14 protein-coding genes are annotated in these 17,880 nt (G+C 48.5%); 6 read left to right on the top strand and 8 right to left on the bottom strand.

From position 1 onward, the window contains the following. The 5 genes from mobQ to DWX59_RS10880 all read left to right on the top strand — a co-directional run bounded on the left by mobQ (position 1) and on the right by DWX59_RS10880 (position 5,757). On the top strand, positions 1–1,548 hold the full coding sequence (mobQ, locus tag DWX59_RS10900; RefSeq protein WP_117558957.1) for a MobQ family relaxase: 1,548 nt from the start codon (positions 1–3) through the stop codon (positions 1,546–1,548). Between the two features lie 15 nt (positions 1,549–1,563). After that, a complete protein-coding gene (locus tag DWX59_RS10895; protein ID WP_117558955.1) occupies positions 1,564–3,471 on the top strand; it encodes an AAA family ATPase in 1,908 nt (635 codons plus the stop codon). 102 nt (positions 3,472–3,573) lie between these two features. After that, positions 3,574–3,777, top strand: coding sequence for an excisionase (locus DWX59_RS10890; RefSeq protein WP_009243293.1), 204 nt, complete (start codon positions 3,574–3,576; stop codon positions 3,775–3,777). Positions 3,778–3,863: 86 nt separating this feature from the next. Continuing rightward, complete coding sequence (locus DWX59_RS10885) at positions 3,864–5,126, top strand: site-specific integrase (protein ID WP_016439055.1); 1,263 nt, start codon at positions 3,864–3,866, stop codon at positions 5,124–5,126. 160 nt (positions 5,127–5,286) lie between these two features. Beyond that, a complete protein-coding gene (locus DWX59_RS10880; protein WP_117558953.1) occupies positions 5,287–5,757 on the top strand; it encodes a low molecular weight protein-tyrosine-phosphatase in 471 nt (156 codons plus the stop codon). 90 nt (positions 5,758–5,847) lie between these two features. Here DWX59_RS10880 and DWX59_RS10875 read toward each other — a convergent pair whose 3' ends face one another. The 6 genes from DWX59_RS10875 to DWX59_RS10850 form a co-directional block, all read right to left on the bottom strand. Continuing rightward, positions 5,848–8,469: a ComEC/Rec2 family competence protein gene (locus DWX59_RS10875; protein ID WP_117558951.1), complete on the bottom strand. Its 2,622-nt coding sequence runs from the start codon at positions 8,467–8,469 to the stop codon at positions 5,848–5,850. Positions 8,470–8,546: 77 nt separating this feature from the next. Then, entirely contained in the window at positions 8,547–9,494 is a 948-nt protein-coding gene (locus DWX59_RS10870; RefSeq protein ID WP_117558949.1) for a GerMN domain-containing protein, read from the bottom strand. Further along, positions 9,491–10,942: a sensor histidine kinase gene (locus DWX59_RS10865; protein ID WP_409337934.1), complete on the bottom strand. Its 1,452-nt coding sequence runs from the start codon at positions 10,940–10,942 to the stop codon at positions 9,491–9,493. The genes DWX59_RS10870 and DWX59_RS10865 overlap by 4 nt, the downstream gene beginning before the upstream one ends. A gap of 18 nt (positions 10,943–10,960) precedes the next feature. Next, positions 10,961–11,830 carry a DegV family protein gene (locus DWX59_RS10860; RefSeq protein ID WP_117558945.1) on the bottom strand — a complete coding sequence of 290 codons (870 nt, stop codon included), beginning with the start codon at positions 11,828–11,830 and terminating at the stop codon, positions 10,961–10,963. A gap of 26 nt (positions 11,831–11,856) precedes the next feature. After that, positions 11,857–13,632 (bottom strand): ABC transporter ATP-binding protein, encoded by a 1,776-nt coding sequence (locus DWX59_RS10855; RefSeq protein ID WP_117558943.1) that lies wholly within the window; start codon positions 13,630–13,632, stop codon positions 11,857–11,859. Between the two features lie 79 nt (positions 13,633–13,711). Then, positions 13,712–14,605: a LysR family transcriptional regulator gene (locus DWX59_RS10850; RefSeq protein ID WP_117558941.1), complete on the bottom strand. Its 894-nt coding sequence runs from the start codon at positions 14,603–14,605 to the stop codon at positions 13,712–13,714. A gap of 147 nt (positions 14,606–14,752) precedes the next feature. On the opposite strand from DWX59_RS10850, the gene DWX59_RS10845 reads away from it, so the two are divergent. Continuing rightward, positions 14,753–16,081: a cation:proton antiporter gene (locus DWX59_RS10845; RefSeq protein ID WP_117558939.1), complete on the top strand. Its 1,329-nt coding sequence runs from the start codon at positions 14,753–14,755 to the stop codon at positions 16,079–16,081. A 109-nt stretch (positions 16,082–16,190) separates the two neighbouring features. On the opposite strand, the gene DWX59_RS10840 is transcribed toward DWX59_RS10845, so the two are convergent. Both DWX59_RS10840 and DWX59_RS10835 read right to left on the bottom strand, forming a co-directional pair. Continuing rightward, positions 16,191–16,847, bottom strand: coding sequence for a dihydroxyacetone kinase subunit L (locus tag DWX59_RS10840; RefSeq protein WP_117558937.1), 657 nt, complete (start codon positions 16,845–16,847; stop codon positions 16,191–16,193). Positions 16,848–16,875: 28 nt separating this feature from the next. Then, on the bottom strand, positions 16,876–17,871 hold the full coding sequence (locus DWX59_RS10835; RefSeq protein ID WP_117558935.1) for a dihydroxyacetone kinase subunit DhaK: 996 nt from the start codon (positions 17,869–17,871) through the stop codon (positions 16,876–16,878). Positions 17,872–17,880: the final 9 nt, after the last annotated feature.

Raw genomic sequence — 17,880 nt, 5'->3', positions numbered from 1 at the left:
ATGGGATGTTATCACTTTCATCTGAATCAATTATCCAGAGGAAAAGGGCAGTCTGCCATTGCCAGTGCTGCTTATCGAGCCGGTACAAAACTGGAATGTACGTATTATGGAGAAGTAAGTGATTATACGAGAAAAGGCGGTGTGGTATTAGCGGAGATTCATCTTCCCAAACAGGCTCCGGAGAGATTCAAAGACAGGGAGACCCTTTGGAATGAGGTGGAATGGATCGAAGGGAATAAGAAAGCACAGCTGGCACACAGCTTTGATATTGCCTTGATGAATGAGTTTTCCATGGAAGAAAATATTGAGCTTGCAAGAAGATTCGTAGAAGAACAGTTAGTCGCAAGAGGGATGATTGCAGATCTGGCAATCCATGATCCGAAGAAGGCAAAGGATAAAATCCCCAATCCTCATATGCACATCATGGTGCCCATTCGTCCTTTACAGGAAGATGGTACCTGGGGACAAAAGCAAAAAAAGGTTCCAGTACTGACACCGGATGGACAGCCGGTTTTGAATCAGAAAGGACAACCGGTATTTCGGGCGGTACATACAACGGATTGGAGTAGGAAAGAAACCTTGGAAGAATTGAGAAGTGCCTGGGCGAAGATGTGTAACGAACTGTATGAAGAAAAAGGACTTACAGAAAGAGTCGATGCCAGGTCTTATGAGGAACGGGGGATTGATAAGATCCCGATGGTGCATGAAGGACCGAATGTACAGGCAATGGAAGCAAGAGGGATTTCAACCGCACTGGGAAGTTTAAACCGACTCATCCGAGCCTTAAATGATATGAAAGAACGGGCAAAGAATCTTCTTCAATGGTCCTTGTTTCGAGAAAGCCAACTGATGGAACGGATGGTGTTCTTACATCAGCCAACCTTAGCGGATTATCTGAGAAACTATTGTGATAAGAGAAATGCAGTTGCAGAATCCTACGCTTATGGAACACAAAAGGCGAAGAATACAAATCTGAAACAATTTGCAGAGACGATCCGCTTTCTGGAAGAGCAGGATGTGAGAACCCCAGAACAGCTGACGGAGAAAATCCAGGAATTAGATATACAGCTGAATGAGGTGAGTCAGCGGTTGAATCAACAACTGTCTGCTCTGAGAAGTGTCAACAGCAATCTTTATGCAATGAAAGAGTATTTTGAAACAAGACCTGTTTATCTGGAATTAAAGAAGAAATATTTTGGCAGGGAAAAATTCAAAGAGGAACATAAGAAGGAACTTAGCGGATATTATCGTTCGGAAAGAATCTTAAAAGAAAATCTAGACCCAAGTGGGAAGATCCCGGAAGGACAATGGAAACGAGAAGCCGCTCGTTTATCAGAAGAGATAGCTGCTTTACGAAAAGAAGATAAACGGATCCATGCGATGTTACGAAAGTATGAGGGAATCAAAAATCATGTGGAGGCTTTGATGGCAGAGGAAGGAGAAGGTGTCTCTCTTCCGGAAACAAACAAGCGGGAGCAATCCACAGAAACAAAAGAAGCAGTGAGAACCATGAAACGAAAGAAGAAACATCATGGAATGGAATTATAGGAGGGATTTTAGAAGATGGAAGAATATACAAGAGAACAGATCCAAAGAGCAGATGATACCGATTTATATGTTTTTCTTTCTGGGAGAGGAGAACAGTTCAAACGATGTGGAAAGGAATACCGGTGGTTACGACATGACAGTGTGATGATCAACAAGAGCGAATGGTATCGTTTTAGTCAGAATAAAGGCGGTCATGCCATTGATTTTATGAAAGAATTCTATGGCCTTTCTTTTGCAGAGGCAGTCAAAGAATTATTAGGAGAAGAGGGAGTTGGAGAAACCAACAGAAGAACGGCCAAGGAAGATGCAGGCAGACAGAAGGTCTGCCCCATCCCCTTGCCTGGATTGGAATTGCCAGAAAGAAATGAAAGCTGTGAGATTGCAAGGAAGTATCTCATTGAGCAGAGGAAACTATCGGAATGGCTGATAGATCAGATGATTGCAAAGGGGGATATTTATGAAAGTAAAAACTATCACAATGTGGTATTCGTTGGAAGAGACAAAGAACAGAATCCCAGATATGCAGCTATGCGGGGAACTGATGAGAAACGATATCGTGGGGAAGCAAAAGGTTCAGAAAAAATCTATGGATTTGGCCATATAGGAACGAATGAAAAGCTGTTCGTGTTTGAATCTCCCATTGATCTTCTGTCTTATATTACTGCAGTTCCGGAAGAATGGGAAAAGCATAGTTATATTTCCCTGGGAGGATTGAGTGAAAAAGCAATGAAACAGGTCTATATGGAGCATAAAAACATTAGGTCTATCTATTTATGCCTGGATAATGATGAGCCTGGAAATGAGAGATGCAGGCAATTTGTTTCTATGATTCCAGAGGAACTTTGTGTATTTCGTTTAGAGCCAGCCAAAAAAGATTGGAATGAATGTCTAGTTGCAGGACTGCCTGTAAAAGAAATGGCAAAACAGATCTGTTTGCGAGACAACAGAGAAAAACCAGTGCCGGTCATGAAGATGTCAGAGGTTGAGGAAACGGTGGTTCAGTGGTTATGGTATCCATTTATTCCCTTTGGAAAGGTTACTTTGATTCAGGGGAATCCGGGAAAAGGAAAAACATGGATTGCAATGGCAATCGCCGCATACTGTACGAATGGAAAAGAACTTCCCAATGCACTTCCCATAGAACCCTTTAATGTGTTGTATCAAACAGCAGAGGATGGGATAGCAGATACCATTAAGCCTAGATTAGCAAAATGTGGTGCAGATATGACAAGGGTGCGATTCATCAATGAAGATGAAAAACAGCTTTCTATGACGGATGATCGGATTGAAAAAGCTATCCGCCAGAACAATGTACGCCTCATGATCATGGATCCCATACAGGCTTATCTGGGAGCCAATGTGGATATGAACCGGGCAAATGAGATCCGTCCCTTATTCCGGCATCTCAGTACGATTGCAGAGAGAACTGGATGTGCCATTGTTCTCATTGGACATTTGAATAAGTCATCGGGAAGTCAGAGCGATTACCGTTCCCTGGGATCCATTGATATCGCAGCGGCAGTACGAAGCATCTTATTTGTAGAAAAAGTGGAAAAAGAGAAGGAACAGGATATTCGAGTGGTATATCAGCAAAAGGATTCTCTTGCTAAAAAAGAAAATCCGGTAGCATTTTCTTTAGGAGAAGAAGGCTTAAAATGGTTAGGAGAATACGATATATCCATTGAAGATCTGCTAATGGGGAAAGCAGGAACGAAAAAGGAAACGAAACTGAAAAAGGCACAGAAGTTGATCCTAGAATTATTGAGCAAACGGAAAATGATGTGTTTAGAAGAATTAGAGGCAGAACTGCTAGCCTATGGGATTTCTTCCAGAACAGGAAGAGATGCAAGAAAGCAATTGGAAAGTAGATTAAGCTATGACTGGTGTCAGGGAAGAAAAACAGTTGCGTTAATCACAGAATAAAAGATGACATTGGCAAAAAAATACTTTGGCATTGGCAGTCTTTATAGATACCTTTGCCAGCCGCCAATGTCAAAAACAAAGATAATAGAAGGAGGCATACAAATGACAAGTTATGATATACCTTATTGGAAGAAGTATACATTATCCATTGAAGAGGCAGCATCCTATTTTCGTATTGGAGAAGGAAAGCTTCGTAAGTTAGTCAGTGACAATCCAAATGCAGAGTATTTGCTTTGGAATGGGAATCGTGTACAGATAAAACGAACAAGATTTGAAAAATTTATTGATACACTCAGTGCGATATAAAATGAAATTTAAAAGAAGGAGGTGTTCGAATTAGGGGTTACATGATATACTAACAATATCATGTTGCGTCCCCTTGGAGGTAGGATATGATTTCAAAGAGACGTGATGATAAAGGCAGAGTTCTCCAGCAAGGAGAATGGCAGGAACCAAGTGGACGTTACCGCTATAAATATACAGATTCACTTGGCAAGCGTAAAATATTATATAGTTGGAGATTGACAGAAGCAGATAAGATGCCGGAAGGTAAACGGGCGGATCTTTCTCTCAGGGAAAAAGAAAGAAAAGTTCAGTCCTTACAGATGCAAGGGATTACAGGAAGTAACATTACAGTGCTTGAACTTGTGGAACGATATCTTTCCCTGAAAACAGGAGTAAAGCATAATACTTTAGCGAATTACAAATTTGTGGTGAATGTATTGAAAAAGGAAGAATTCGCTTATAAGAAAGTGGATGATGTGAAACTTTCTGACGCAAAGATTTTTCTGATAAAACTACAAAGAGATGGTAGAGGATATAGTTCCATTCATTCCATCAGAGGTGTTTTAAGACCTGCTTTTCAAATGGCTGTGGATGATGACTTGATTCTAAAAAATCCATTTGGATTTGAATTAGGTACAGTACTTGTTAATGACAGTCAGAAAAGACAAGCTGTTTCTCCGGAAGATGAAACTAAATTTCTTGATTTTGTAAAGAATGATCCGCATTATAATCAGTATTATGATGCATTTTATATCTTATTCAAGACAGGTCTTAGAATATCTGAATTTTGTGGACTTACTGTAAAAGACTTGGACTTTAAAGAAGATATTATCAATGTGAATCATCAGTTGCAAAGAACTCGAGAAATGAAGTATATCATCGTATCTACAAAGACAACAAGTGGTACGCGGTTACTTCCGATGGAAGCGGATGTAAAAGAAGCATTTCTTCGAATCTTGAAGAATAGAAGGAAACCAAAACGTGAGCCGATGGTGGATGGATATGGAGGATTTCTGTTTCTGGACAAGAATGGAAGGCCAATGGTTGCACTTCATTGGGAAAAGTACATGCAGCATGCAAGAGAAAAATATAATCGTGAGAATTTGTTGCAATTGCCGCCAGTTACTCCACATATATGCAGGCATACTTATTGTACAAATATGGCCAATTCAGGGATGAACCCAAAGACACTGCAATATCTGATGGGGCATTCAGATATATCTGTAACACTTAATATTTATACGCATACCGGCTATGATGATGCAAAGAAAGAACTTGCCAGATTAAAAGAAGCAAGGGATGAACTGGAAAAGAAAAAGTTTATAACCCAAAAACATGCACAAACAACTCATGTAAGCCTTATCTCATAAGGGATTTGGGACTTTAAAAATAACCCATTTGTACCACAAATGCCCGAAAAAACATGAGAAAATACAAGAATTTACAAGAAAAAGAACCTTTCAAGTAAAAAATGCACAAAGGCTGAAAAGCCAGTATTTATAAGGCTTTGAGAGGATATGAGGAGATAAAATGGAGAAAATAAAGGTACTATTCATTTGCCACGGCAACATATGCAGAAGCCCCATGGCCCTCTACTATTTCCAGGACCTGGTCCGCAAAAAAGGATTGGAGGACATGTTTTTCCTCGATTCAGCCGCCACCTCCACAGAGGAGATTGGAAACAGCGCCCACCGGGGCACCAGGGAAAAGCTGCGCCAGGCAGGCATCAGCTGTCAGGGACATCAGGCAAAGCAGATGAAGCCCAGGGACTATGGGACATTTGATTACCTGATTGGAATGGATGACTGGAACATCCGTAACATGACACGCATCTCCGGCGGCGACCCGGATAACAAAATCCATAAATTGCTGGAATTTGCCGGCAGCAGCAGGGATGTGGCGGACCCCTGGTATACAGGTGATTTCGAAACCACCTGGAATGACATTACCACAGGATGCAATGCCCTTTTAGAAAAAATATTGTGCAGCCCGGATGAATAAAAGCAAACTGCCAGACGTGCGTAAGGTCCTGTTTAAGAAATCATTCCCGCCATATGCGCGCTCCACTTACCGGCAAAAACTGACGGATGCCTATCTCCCTTCCTCCATAAAATATACGCACCGCAGCCCTTTCCCATCCGTACGCAATATGACTGCGCCGCCGTATCCCGTTTCCATCACAGGGATACGGCGTTTTTTCATCCGTTCCATCACATCAGGGGACGGATGGCCGTAGGAGTTGCCCCTTCCATATGAGACAAGCGCCAGGTCCGGATCCAAATAGTCCAGGAATCCCTCGCCAGAGGACGTATCGGAACCATGATGGGCCATTTTCAGCACCTGCACATGATTTAGATGTTCCTGCTGAAGGCTTCCCTCTTCTTCTGCCAGTTTCAGCAGTCCCTTTTCCTGCTCTGTCCCCATATCCCCGGTAAAAAGCATATGGAAGCCTTTGTAATCCGCACACAGGACCAGTGAATGGGCATTGCGGTCATCTGGCGGCAGCAGTCCTCCCCCTGCATACAGGCATGTCAGATTAAGCCCGCCTGCCTGTATGCGGTCTGATGGAGCCATATAGAATACCTTTCCGCCTGAATCCTCCGCAGCCCGTTCCAACTCATCATATATTTCCTGTCCCCGGCCAGGCATGGGCAATATCAGGTTCCTGACCGCAATGTCCTCTGAGTGTTCCATGAGATACAGCAGACCGCTTATATGGTCACTGTCCCCATGGCTCACCACAGCAAAATCAATCGTATCTATGCCCATACTTTTAAGGCATGGCTCCAGGGTTTTCTCTCCCAGACTCTTATCACTGCTGCTTCCCCCATCCACCAATATGGTAAATGCTTCTGTCCGCATTACGATTCCGTCTCCCTGTCCCACATCCAGCATTATGACCTTTAATCCCTTTTCCGGCACAGGCAGCAGAGTCAGGAAGAAAAGTCCATATAGACACGCAGTTACCGCTATAGGGAACCTGGATATATGATATCTGCATATTCCACCAATTCCCTTGCCGCTATTGCTATCGTTTATGGCATCTTTTACGCCACCTTTTACACCATCGTCCCCCCCATCTTCCAAACCATCCCCATTTTCCTCAAACCGCAGCCGTCTAAGCCAATACAGAGTCCCGGCCATCCCGGCCCCATACAGGATGATTTGAATCCAGGACGGTCTTCCCATCACAAGGCAGTATCCCGGCAGGTGTTCCACCTGCCTGCACAGCCATTCGTAAAAACACAGCACATAATGGCCTGCCCCGACCGCGGCGGTTCCTCCCTTCAGCCAGAAACTGCCCAGCACGATTCCCAGGATACCCGAGTACATAAGCACGGCTATCAGCGGTATGACCAGAAGATTCATGAAAATGCCGTATAGGGGATGCTGGTAATAATGATAAAGCACCACTGGCGTTATGACAATCTGGACGCACAGGCTCATCAGAACCGTGTTCTTCCACCCTTTGTCTGCTTTGAAACCAGACTTGAGCCAGCTGCCCAGACCTCCAATGGCAAATACGGCGCCAAATGACAGCTGGAATCCACTGGCAGACAACAGATAGGGAGATTTCCACAGAAGTATGGCTGCTGCAAGCCCCAGGGCAGACAGGGTATCATAACTTTTACCCCTGGACGCTGCCAGCCACAGGCATATAATCATGATTACGGCCCGGATTGCAGAGCCGGAACTTCCTGTCATGACTCCATAGCTTATGACCATCACCGCCCCCAGTATCCCGGCCCGGCTATAACCCAGCCCCAGACGGCGCATGATAAGATAGATTCCTCCCCCTATAATGGCCAGGTGCTGGCCGCTGACCGCCAGCAGATGGGAAATACCGTGGCGTTGGTACATGGAGCGCACCTCTGGTTCCATACCGGACGTATCCCCAAGCAGAACGGCCTTAAACACAGCGCTGTCCTGCGGAGGACAGATCCTGTCGAGTATTTTTCCACATCCTGCCCTGAATTTCATAAGAAATGTCTGATATGGAATGTATTCCCCATCTATAATCTTTATCTGTTCCCCAAACATCCTGCAGGCAGTGCCCTTGGAACGGTAATACCTTCTAAAATCAAACTCTCCCGGATTCCTGGGACCCTCTATTGCCTCCATCTTCCCCTTTATCTCAGCCGTCATTCCCGGAAGCAGGTCTGGCAATCCGGTATTTCCTTTTTTCCTGCCATCCGCTCCACCCCTTCCATCATTTCCACCTCCGTCATCAACTCCACTCCTGCCATGTTTCCCACCCCCATCATCCTTCACGTAAACAATCACCCGGCCATATCTTTTATCTGTCTTTCCCACCCGGGCCTTGACATCCTCCAGCACAAGGGATAAACTCCCGTTCCCCTGTTCTGTTTTCCCAATCCTTCCCTGAAGCGTGACCCTGGTGCCTGTGAATTCCCGGGCAGACACTTCTTCACGGTCCAGCCTTTCCTTTTCCCAAGCCCCCCTGGCATATCCTGCGCATCCTCCTGTGAGTACCAGCACAAAAAAGAGCAGGAGCGCTGTTTTTCCAGCACTGCTGCCCTGTCTTTTTCCGCCGGATTGCGGGAATGATATCCGGTATGACCACATCCCAAAAAGCCCTGCGGCGGCATACAGCCACCACAAAAGCCCCTGGGACACCGCTTTTTGACCTTGCAGGGCAAGCACCTCTCCAAGTACAAAACCAGCTGCCAATACAATAAGCGGTCTTTTCATATTAAGTTTTTCCTTTCAGATCTGTTTGGGACACATCCCACGGAGGATGTGGATCCTTAAAGCCGAACCGTTAAACATTACTGCGCGCCTTCAATATACTCCTGGCTCCTCTCAAAGGCGGTATTGAGGGAAATCACATCCCTGAACATCACATTCTGCGAACCGTTTACCAGGATCTGTACCTTGGTCACCGATGTCATCTCTGACAGGGAATCCACAATGGAATAGATAGGCACATACTCGCTGACCGGAAGCGTGGTTGCAAGAAAAGCTGAGTCAAAGTTGATATAGCACACATTGTCTGTCACGGACAGGCTCAGTATCTTACAGTCCTCCGGAAGGGTCGGGTAATGTCCCTCCTGCCCCGGCCCTGCAATCAGCTGTTCCACAATCAGCTGTTCCAGGGAGGTGTTGATATTATGGACCACCTCGCGTTTTTCCTCCACCAGGCTTGTGCCGGTTTCATCTGCAAAATAAAGGGTCAGTTCTGTTTTTTCGTACGCGTTTACATTGCTGGTATTCATGATGAAATCACCGGATGTCAGCACCCCCACCGGATTGCCCTGGCGGTCCATCAAGGGCTGGTCCCCGCAATATATGCTGATATAGTCAACCCCCTTTATCTGGGTCATCATCCTGGTCAGGGCTGCCCGGCAGAGTATCTCCCGTTCAGGCTTCATGGCCGTGTAGTTCACATCAAAATACAGGTACAGGACCTGCTCTTCCTGGCGGCTTCCCTGAAATGTCACCTTATCCGTAAGACCAGGCTGGCAGTCCAGATCCTTGGGCACATGGATGAACTGGTCCATCAGTTCTGCCACAAGGTCCTCCTGATTGGTGGAAACAGCCTCATATGACCTGGGCACCAGCTTTGTGATGGCTGAATTCAGGTAATAAATCAGGTAGGTGCCTTCATCCGGCGCAGCAATAGGAGCCTCATCCCTGCTGCAGCCCATGAACACCCATACGGACATAATCATCAGTACCCAAAACAGAAGCATTTTCCTTAATCCCGGCCTGATCATGACTTCACCTCCAGTCTCGGCACATAGGTCAGGGGAACCCTCATGCTGAAGGTAGTGCCCTCTCCCGGCGTGCTTTCCACATCGATAATGCCATGATGCATCTGGATTACATTCTTGGCAATGGCAAGGCCCAGTCCGGTACCTCCCACCTCCCTGGAACGCGCTTTGTCCACGCGGAAGAACCGCTCGAATATATGCTCCAGGGCGTCTTCCGGAATGCCGATCCCCGTATCCGCCACCTTTACATAGAAATACTTGTGGTCCGCATCCAATGTTACCCTTACCATACCGGAATCCCGGTTATATTTGATGGCATTTTCCACAAGGTTTGTAATGGCAAGGGAAATCTTCACCTTGTCCACATCCGCAGTCACCTCGCGTATGCTTTCCAGCACAAGCTCCACGTTCCCCCGTTTTGCAATGGGATGCAGGCGTTTTAATATAAGTTCCAGTTCTGCGTTAATATTGACCTGCCCGATATTCATCTGGCTTTCCGCAGACTTGTCCATCTTCACCAGCATCAGGAGGTCCTCAATGATCTGGTTCTCCCTGTCTATCTCATCGGATATGTCAGTCATGAACTCACGGTACAGTTCCACCGGAGCCTCCTCCATCCCCATCAGGGAATCCGCAAGCACGCGGATGGAGGTAATGGGCGTCTTCAGTTCATGGGACACATTGGAAACAAACTCCTGCCTGGACTGGTCCACTGCCTTCAATTTGCTGAGGGACTTCTGCACGGAATGGGATAGCTGCCTTGTCTCCCTGTAGGTGTCCTCAGAGATGTCCGCGTCCAGGTCCCCCTGGGCCACACGGTCAAAGGACATCTGAAGGTTCTTAAAGGGCCTCATGATGATGTGGACCGCAGCTGCTGCCAGGACGGCCAGCACCAGGCACATGCACACCAGGAACAGGTTGGATTTACCCATGGCCTTGTCTGTCAGGGACAGGATATTCTCAGTGGAAGCAGTGACAACAATCACTCCGTTAATATTCTTTTCATTGGCCGGGTCATATACGGGTATGGTCTGGGCCAGATACTGCATATCCTTGTTATAATGGCTGCTGTTCTCTCCTTTAAAGCACTTGATGACTTCCTCTGATATATAGTATTTGCCGGTTGCCAGGTTAAAGGTATCCGTGACCACACGGAAGTTGGTGTTCACAATGACAATCCTTCCATTATAGACATCTGCAATGGCCTGCATCTGGCTGTCCAATCCTGTGGCGTTCTTCTTCTCCGCAGTCATGTAGCCTGACCTTGTCATCTTATTACTCAGGATGACGCACTGGTTCTGTATCTCTATGGTCCTTGCATCCAGCTGTCCCTGGTTAAAGGATCCCAGCATGACCGCGGCCTGAAGGAACAGGGGCAGGATGGCCACTGCAATCACAAGCCCGGTCAGAGGCACCTTTATGCTCATGCCATAGGTGCGGAGTCTATCCATGAATTTTTCCTTGGGCAATTATTCCAGCTCCTTTAACTTTTTGGTACAGGCCACCGCAAGGGCTCCCGGCCCAATATGACATCCAATGCTCAGTGAAAGAGGGGCTGCAAATACCGGCGCCAGGGGATACAGTTCCTTTACCATACCCGCCAGTTCCTCCGCTGCTTCCTCATTGCAGGTATGGGCAATCTGAAGATAGGTATGTCCTGCTTCCTTGTCGCCCAACCGTTCCTCCAAATCATGGGCCAATGCAGTCAGCATGGTCTGCCTTGCCTGCTTCATGGTCCTTGCCTTTGAAAATGCATCCAGCTTCTCCCCTTCTATGGTCAGCACCGGCTTGATTTTCAACAGGGTGCCAAGGGCCGCGGCCGCAGGCGTAATCCTGCCGCCTTTTTTCAGATACTTAAGGGTGTCCACCGTTATATAGATGATGCTGTCAAACTTGGTTGCCTCCAATATATCCTTTATCTCTTTTGCACAGTACCCTTTTGCAGCCAGGTCCCTGGCATCCAGGGCCGACTGGCGCTGGGTTACGGAAATGCGCTGGTTATTCACCACCTGCACCCTTTTGTCATAATCCTCTGCCAGCATAAGGGCGGTCTGGCAGGAGCCGCTGAGCCCGCTGGACATGGGAATATAGACAACCTGGTCATGTTCCTCCAAAAGGGAGTCCCAGCATTCCAGCACATCTTTTGGGGATGGCTGTGACGTGGTGATATCCGCCCCTTCCTCCATCTTTTTATAAAACTCCTCATGACTTAAGTCAATTCCTTCATAATAAACAGTTCCGTCAATCATAAAAGGCATGGGGAGTACGGATACCCCCAGATTCTTTGCCTCATCCTGCGTAATACCGCTGTTGCTGTCAGCAACAATAGCAATCTTCATATAATGAATTCTCCTTACAATCTCCTCTATGCAATTCCCTGGTTCAAACGGTTGGCTGTTGTATACAGCTGATAGTACATTCCCTTTCTGGCGAGAAGGTCCTCATGGTTCCCCTCTTCCACAATCCTGCTGCCGGACAGCACAAGAATCCTGTCAGCCCCCTGTATGGTGGTAAGACGGTGCGCAATGGTGATGGTGGTACGGCCCTTGGCCAGTTTCTCCAAGGACCGGGACACCATGTATTCGCTTTCATTGTCAAGGGCAGAGGTTGCTTCATCCAGAATCAGGATAGCCGGGTTCTTAAGGAAAACCCTGGCAATACTGATGCGCTGCTTCTGTCCTCCCGACAGTTTGACGCCGCGCTCACCCACATAGGTGTCATATCCATCCTGAAGCTCCGAAATGAATTCATGGGCGTCGGCCAGCCTGGCTGCTTCCACCACTTCCTGCCTGGTTGCCCCGGGCCGTCCATAACTGATATTCTCAAAAACAGACCCTGAAAACAGATATACATCCTGCTGGACCACGCCGATGTTGGAGCGCAGGCTTTTTAAGGTTACCCCACGGATATCATGTCCGTCAATGGAAATGCTTCCCGTGGTGGCATCATAAAACCTGGGCAGCAGGTTACAGAGCGTTGTCTTGCCGCCTCCCGAAGGCCCAACAAGCGCAATGCGCTCCCCGGGCTTCACAAGCAGGTTGATGTCTTCCAAAACCGGCACATGGTCGTCCGGATACTCAAAGCTTACATGGTCAAAGGCAATGGCGCCTTTGATTCCTTCCAGGTTCCCGGCGTCCTTCCTGTCCCTGATATCCGGCACAACGTCCATTATCTCCTGGAATCGTTCAATTCCCGTCATCCCTCTCTGAAACTGCTCGGCAAATTCAATAATCCTGCGGATGGTGGTCAGAAGGGTGGTCACATACATGGTATAAGCCACAAGGTCTCCCGGCTCCACCTTGCCCTGTATCATGAAAATGCCTCCGGCCACAATGACAACCACATACATCAGTCCGTCAAAGGATCTGGTCGTGATCTGGAACGCAGCCATGTAGCGGTAGGTATATTTCTTAATGTTCATAAAGGCTTCATTGCCTTTTCCAAACTTCTCAATCTCCACAGGCTCATTGGCAAAAGCCCTGACCACCCGGTTGCCGAGAAGGGTATCCTCAATCTGGGCATTCAGTTCGCCAATCTGGTTGCGCTGCCTGCGGAACGCCTCCTTCACCTTCATGTTGAACCATGTGCAGGACACGATCATAACCGGTATCAGCACAAAAATCAACAGGGTAAGCTCCAGGTTGATGCCGGAAAGGATGACGAATGAAACCACTGTCTTCAGGGCCGCGATAAAAAATTCCTCAGGACAGTGGTGGGCGAATTCCGTGACATCAAAAAGATCGCTGGTTATACGGGACATAATCTGTCCCACCTTTGTATTGCTGTAATAGCTGTCCGACAGCATCTGGAGATGTTCAAACGCATCCTGACGCATGTCCGTCTCAATATAAACGCCCATCACATGGCCGGTATAAGCCATATAGTAGGCTGCCAGGGAATCGATGATGCGCAGGACCAGGTAAAGCACGCCTATCCTTACCACGATTCCCACGGTCAGGGCCGTCAGGTCCTGCATTCCCTGGTTGGTGATATAGCGCAGCATCAAGGGCAGCACCAGCTCCCCCAATGTGGTCAATGCCGCGCACACCAGGTCAAATATCAATATCTTTTTATACTTTCCATAATAGGGAAGGAAACTCCTAAGCAGTTTTCCTGTCCTCATGCCTTTTTTCCCACTCACGGTTCCATTACTCCTGTTAACTCATTTTCAGCAAATCACTATCATCCATTCTATCCTATTTCCCATAAAAATGGAAGGGCTATTTTGCCTTCAGTTCTTCATATATCCTGCGTATGTTCTCTATCAGCTCCGGATGGATGAAATCCTTCTGGTAAACCATATCAATCTGCCGGACCATGGTAGAGTTCTCAATGGGGATGATGGACAGCCGGCCGCTTGCCAGCTCTTCCCGGCACGCGCTTTTTGCGATGATTGTTATCCCTAAGTCCATGCTGACCAGCTCCTTGATCATGGACACATTATCCAGCTCCATCATAACATTAAATTCAGAGAGGCTCAGGTTCCTGGCCCCAAGATGCTTTTCAAACAGCTGTCTGGTACCCGCGCTCTGGCTTCTTAAAATCAGCTTCTCATGGCGGATTTCACGGATGGAGACAGTCTTGGCCCTGGCCAGCCTGTGGATAGGGGACACGGCCAGGCACAGATAATCCGTGTCCAGGGTGGTGGTCACCAGTGCGGCATCCGGCACAGCACCTTCCACCACGGCAAAATCAAGCTCATACGCCTTGAGCCGGGTATAAATTTTTTGAATGGTATTCACACCGATATTTATATGTATGCCCGGGTTTTCATTACAGAGCGTGGCCAGTACCTGGGGGATGATGGTCTCCCCTGCCGTGGGGGTAATCCCCACATTCAGGTGCCTGGTCTCTGATTTGCTGTCCTCAATGGCCTGGCATGCATTGGTGTACACAGCTGCGGCCCTGCGGGCATACTGCACCAGGATCTTGCCCTGGGGCGTCAGTTTCAGCTTGTTTTTATCCCTATAAAAGATTTTTATGTCGAATTCATTCTCCAGCATCCGTATCTGGTGGCTTACCGCGGGCTGGGTCAGATTCAGCTTTTCTGCTGCTTTTGTATAGCTGCCTGTCTCGATGACGGACAGCAGGGTTTTCACCTTTGCATCGAACACAATACCATCTCCTTCATAATATAAATAAATTTTATATACCGGTTAATTAATATCATTTGATTTTATCACCAAATGCTACTATAATCAAGCAAAACAAAAAGGAACAGGGTAATCCTTATGCCCTGTCCGCAGAAAGGAGTGTTCCATATGGCACTGTTTATAACAAATCTGGGAGCAGCAGGAATCATACTCAGTATCGCAATCATGCTGGCATCCGGCTTTCTGCTTACACGCATCACAAAGAGGCTTCATCTGCCCAACGTTACGGGTTATATTATCGCAGGAGTCATCATCGGGCCATGGTGCCTGAATCTGGTTCCTTCTGAATATATTAACCAGATGGATTTTGTCACGGATCTGGCCCTGGCTTTCATCGCCTTTGGAGTAGGCAAATACTTCAGGCTCTCATCCCTGAAGGCCAATGGAAAGAACATGGTCATACTGACCCTGTTTGAATCCCTTACAGCTGGCGTGTTCATCACCACCGCCATGCTGCTGTTAGGCCTGTCCCTGTCCTTCAGCCTGCTCCTTGGGGCCATTGGCTGCGCCACCGCTCCGGCCTCCACCATCATGACCATCCGCCAATACAAGGCAAAGGGGCCGTTCATCGATACCATCCTTCAGGTGGTGGCCCTGGACGACGCAGTGGCCCTGGTGGCTTTCAGCGTCTCCGCCGCCTTTGTCCAGGCCAGTTCAGGGACCGGTTCTGTCACGGTGTCACAGATTGCATTGCCTGTGCTGTTCAATGTGGCCGCCCTTGCCATTGGCGCGGTATCCGGAGTCGTGCTCAGCAGGCTCATCCACAAAAGGCGCAGCAAGGACCACAGCCTTGTGCTGGCCTGTGTCACCATCATGGGCGTGGCCGGCATATGCACTTCCATGAACGTGTCGCCCCTTCTGGCCTGCATGGCCTCCGGCACGGCTTATGTCAATGCCAGCGGCAACAAACATCTGTTTAAGCAGCTGAACCAGTTTACACCGCCCCTGCTGGTCATGTTCTTCGTGCTTTCCGGCATGCGTCTGGCCATACCCAGCCTGGCTGCGGCCGGCCTTATCGGGGTCATCTATTTCCTGATTCGGATTGCAGGCAAATACGCAGGCTCCAGCATAGGCGCCGCCGTCATCCACGCATCGCCGGAAATCCGCCGTTACTTCGGCCTGGCCCTGATTCCCCAGGCAGGCGTTTCCATTGGTCTGGCCGTCCTTGGCCAGCGCATGCTGCCCACGGAAAGCGGGCTCATGCTGTCCACCATCATCCTGTCCAGCGGCCTGCTCTATGAGATGGTAGGCCCGGCCTGTTCCAAGGCAGCGATTAAGCTGTCGGGAAGCATACCGGCCAAGGGCAAGGCAGCGGGGAAACCGGCGGAAAAAGCAGCGGAAAAACTGGCGGCGGATACAGGGAAGGAAGCCGGGGAAAGCAGCAAGGGCCAGGCAGACGAAATGGTATCGGCCCAGGCCCGGCATGCGGTTGTTTAGGCGGCATGGGTATTCTTCACCATGATTCCCCTCATCCATACAATAAAAGCACCCTCAGGAGGTGTCATCTCAATATTCCTGAGGGTGCTTTCATTGTATCTTGATTCAGTCACGCTTTCATATCTGGTCTTGTCCGGAAATACCGCTCCAATCCTTCTAATAAATATTGTCCTGCCACCGCCCCCTGGTCCGGGACCCCAATGGCCCTGGCCGAGAATACCGCTGCCTTCCCAAACCTTGGCAGCATATCTTTGGTGGCTGCCACACCGGCCCTTGCGCCTTCCACCGCTGCATGGATTACCCCGGCCATATCTGCCCCATCCCCGCTGGCCTGCCGTGCATTCTTAGCAGCCGCATCCATGGCGTCCAGAAGGGTCCTGTCGCCTGGCCGGCATTTGCCGCGGCGTTCAATCCCCCTGACAAATCCGTCCAGGAATTCCGAAAGCCCTTCTGCACCTATCTCCTCCCTGCCCCCAAGGGCCCTGCCGCCCTCCATGATTCCGCTGGCCATCAGCGTGCCCATGGTGGATGGGACGAGGCCGGACATTTTCATGCCTGCCTTCATCAATGTCTTTCCAATATTTCCTTCCTCCCCATTTTCACGTATTAACTGCGGCAGGGCCCCAAAACCTTTTTCCATTGTCAGGCCCAGATCGCCGTCCCCCATATTGGCATCCATTTCACAGAGTTCCTCTTTTTTCTCTGCAAAGATGTCTGCCGCACCTTGGAAGAATGCGGGGAGTTCATGATATTTCATACAATCCATCCTTTCCCTCCTTCATGAACCGGAACCGTCATACCTGGATATAAAAGGGGGTGTGCACAGGCATATCCATCCATTGTTTCATCTCTTCATCCGCCATTCGGCAGATGGAAATGGATGCCCCGGCCATCTCCATGCTGGTAGCGTATTCGCCCACAAAAGTCCGATAGATTGTTATCCCTTTGTCCTTCAGGAGCTTGTGTACGCTTCCTGACAGGATATACAGTTCCTCCTGGCTGGTTGCACCAAGTCCGTTTATCAGCACACAGACTTCCTGGCCTGCGCCCAAAGGCATGTCATTTAAGATTTCGTCCAATGACTCGCCGGCCAGTTCATCCGCAGTCTTCACAGGCCCGTTCCATATCCCCGGCTCCCCATGGATGCCCATCCCAAATGCCATCTCGTCTTCTGCCAGCGTAAAATTGGGATGGCCGATTTCCGGAATCACACAGGGAGTCAGGGCAAAACCAACGGTCCTTGTATTGTCTTTTGCTTTTTTCGCTGCTTCCAGCACTTCTTCAAGGGTTCCCATCCGTGCAGCCATGGCACCGGCGCATTTATACATAAAGAAAATCCCGGCCACGCCCCGGCGCACCGCTCCATCCGGGCCGGACAGCACATCATCCGCCCCCACAATACCTGCAGTCTCAATGCCATCCATTTCCAGCAGTTCGGCTGCCATGTCAAAATTCATGATATCCCCGGTATAGTTCCCATAAAGGAACAGGATACCAGCTCCTGCCTCCACCTGTTTTGCCACATTATATATCTGCTCCGCGCCGGGGGATTGGAACACGCCTCCCACGCCGCATCCATCCAGCAGGTTCTCACCCACATAACCAAGGAACAGGGGCAGATGCCCGGTTCCTCCTCCTGTAATGATTGCCACCTTCCCCTGTTTCTTACGTGCCGTACAATAGCAGCGCAAATCATTTCCAGCATATCTGACCATATCAGGGTATGCTGCATAAATCCCCCTCAGCATATCATCCGTGTACTGCTCCGGGGCATTGATGATCTTTTTCATAGCGTCCTC

Source organism: Enterocloster aldenensis (genome assembly GCF_003434055.1).
Classification (GTDB): Bacteria; Bacillota; Clostridia; order Lachnospirales; family Lachnospiraceae; genus Enterocloster; species Enterocloster aldenensis.
Note: the sequence above shows the minus strand (reverse complement) of the source record. Positions and strands in the feature narration are given on the sequence as shown.

Coding starts and splice junctions, on each gene's coding strand:
- mobQ (WP_117558957.1), top strand. CDS start 1: ATGGGATGTTATCACTTTCATCTGAATCAATTATCCAGAGGAAAAGGG.
- DWX59_RS10895 (WP_117558955.1), top strand. CDS start 1,564: ATGGAAGAATATACAAGAGAACAGATCCAAAGAGCAGATGATACCGAT.
- DWX59_RS10890 (WP_009243293.1), top strand. CDS start 3,574: ATGACAAGTTATGATATACCTTATTGGAAGAAGTATACATTATCCATT.
- DWX59_RS10885 (WP_016439055.1), top strand. CDS start 3,864: ATGATTTCAAAGAGACGTGATGATAAAGGCAGAGTTCTCCAGCAAGGA.
- DWX59_RS10880 (WP_117558953.1), top strand. CDS start 5,287: ATGGAGAAAATAAAGGTACTATTCATTTGCCACGGCAACATATGCAGA.
- DWX59_RS10875 (WP_117558951.1), bottom strand. CDS start 8,469: ATGAAAAGACCGCTTATTGTATTGGCAGCTGGTTTTGTACTTGGAGAG.
- DWX59_RS10870 (WP_117558949.1), bottom strand. CDS start 9,494: ATGATCAGGCCGGGATTAAGGAAAATGCTTCTGTTTTGGGTACTGATG.
- DWX59_RS10865 (WP_409337934.1), bottom strand. CDS start 10,942: ATGGATAGACTCCGCACCTATGGCATGAGCATAAAGGTGCCTCTGACC.
- DWX59_RS10860 (WP_117558945.1), bottom strand. CDS start 11,830: ATGAAGATTGCTATTGTTGCTGACAGCAACAGCGGTATTACGCAGGAT.
- DWX59_RS10845 (WP_117558939.1), top strand. CDS start 14,753: ATGGCACTGTTTATAACAAATCTGGGAGCAGCAGGAATCATACTCAGT.
- DWX59_RS10840 (WP_117558937.1), bottom strand. CDS start 16,847: ATGGATTGTATGAAATATCATGAACTCCCCGCATTCTTCCAAGGTGCG.
- DWX59_RS10835 (WP_117558935.1), bottom strand. CDS start 17,871: ATGAAAAAGATCATCAATGCCCCGGAGCAGTACACGGATGATATGCTG.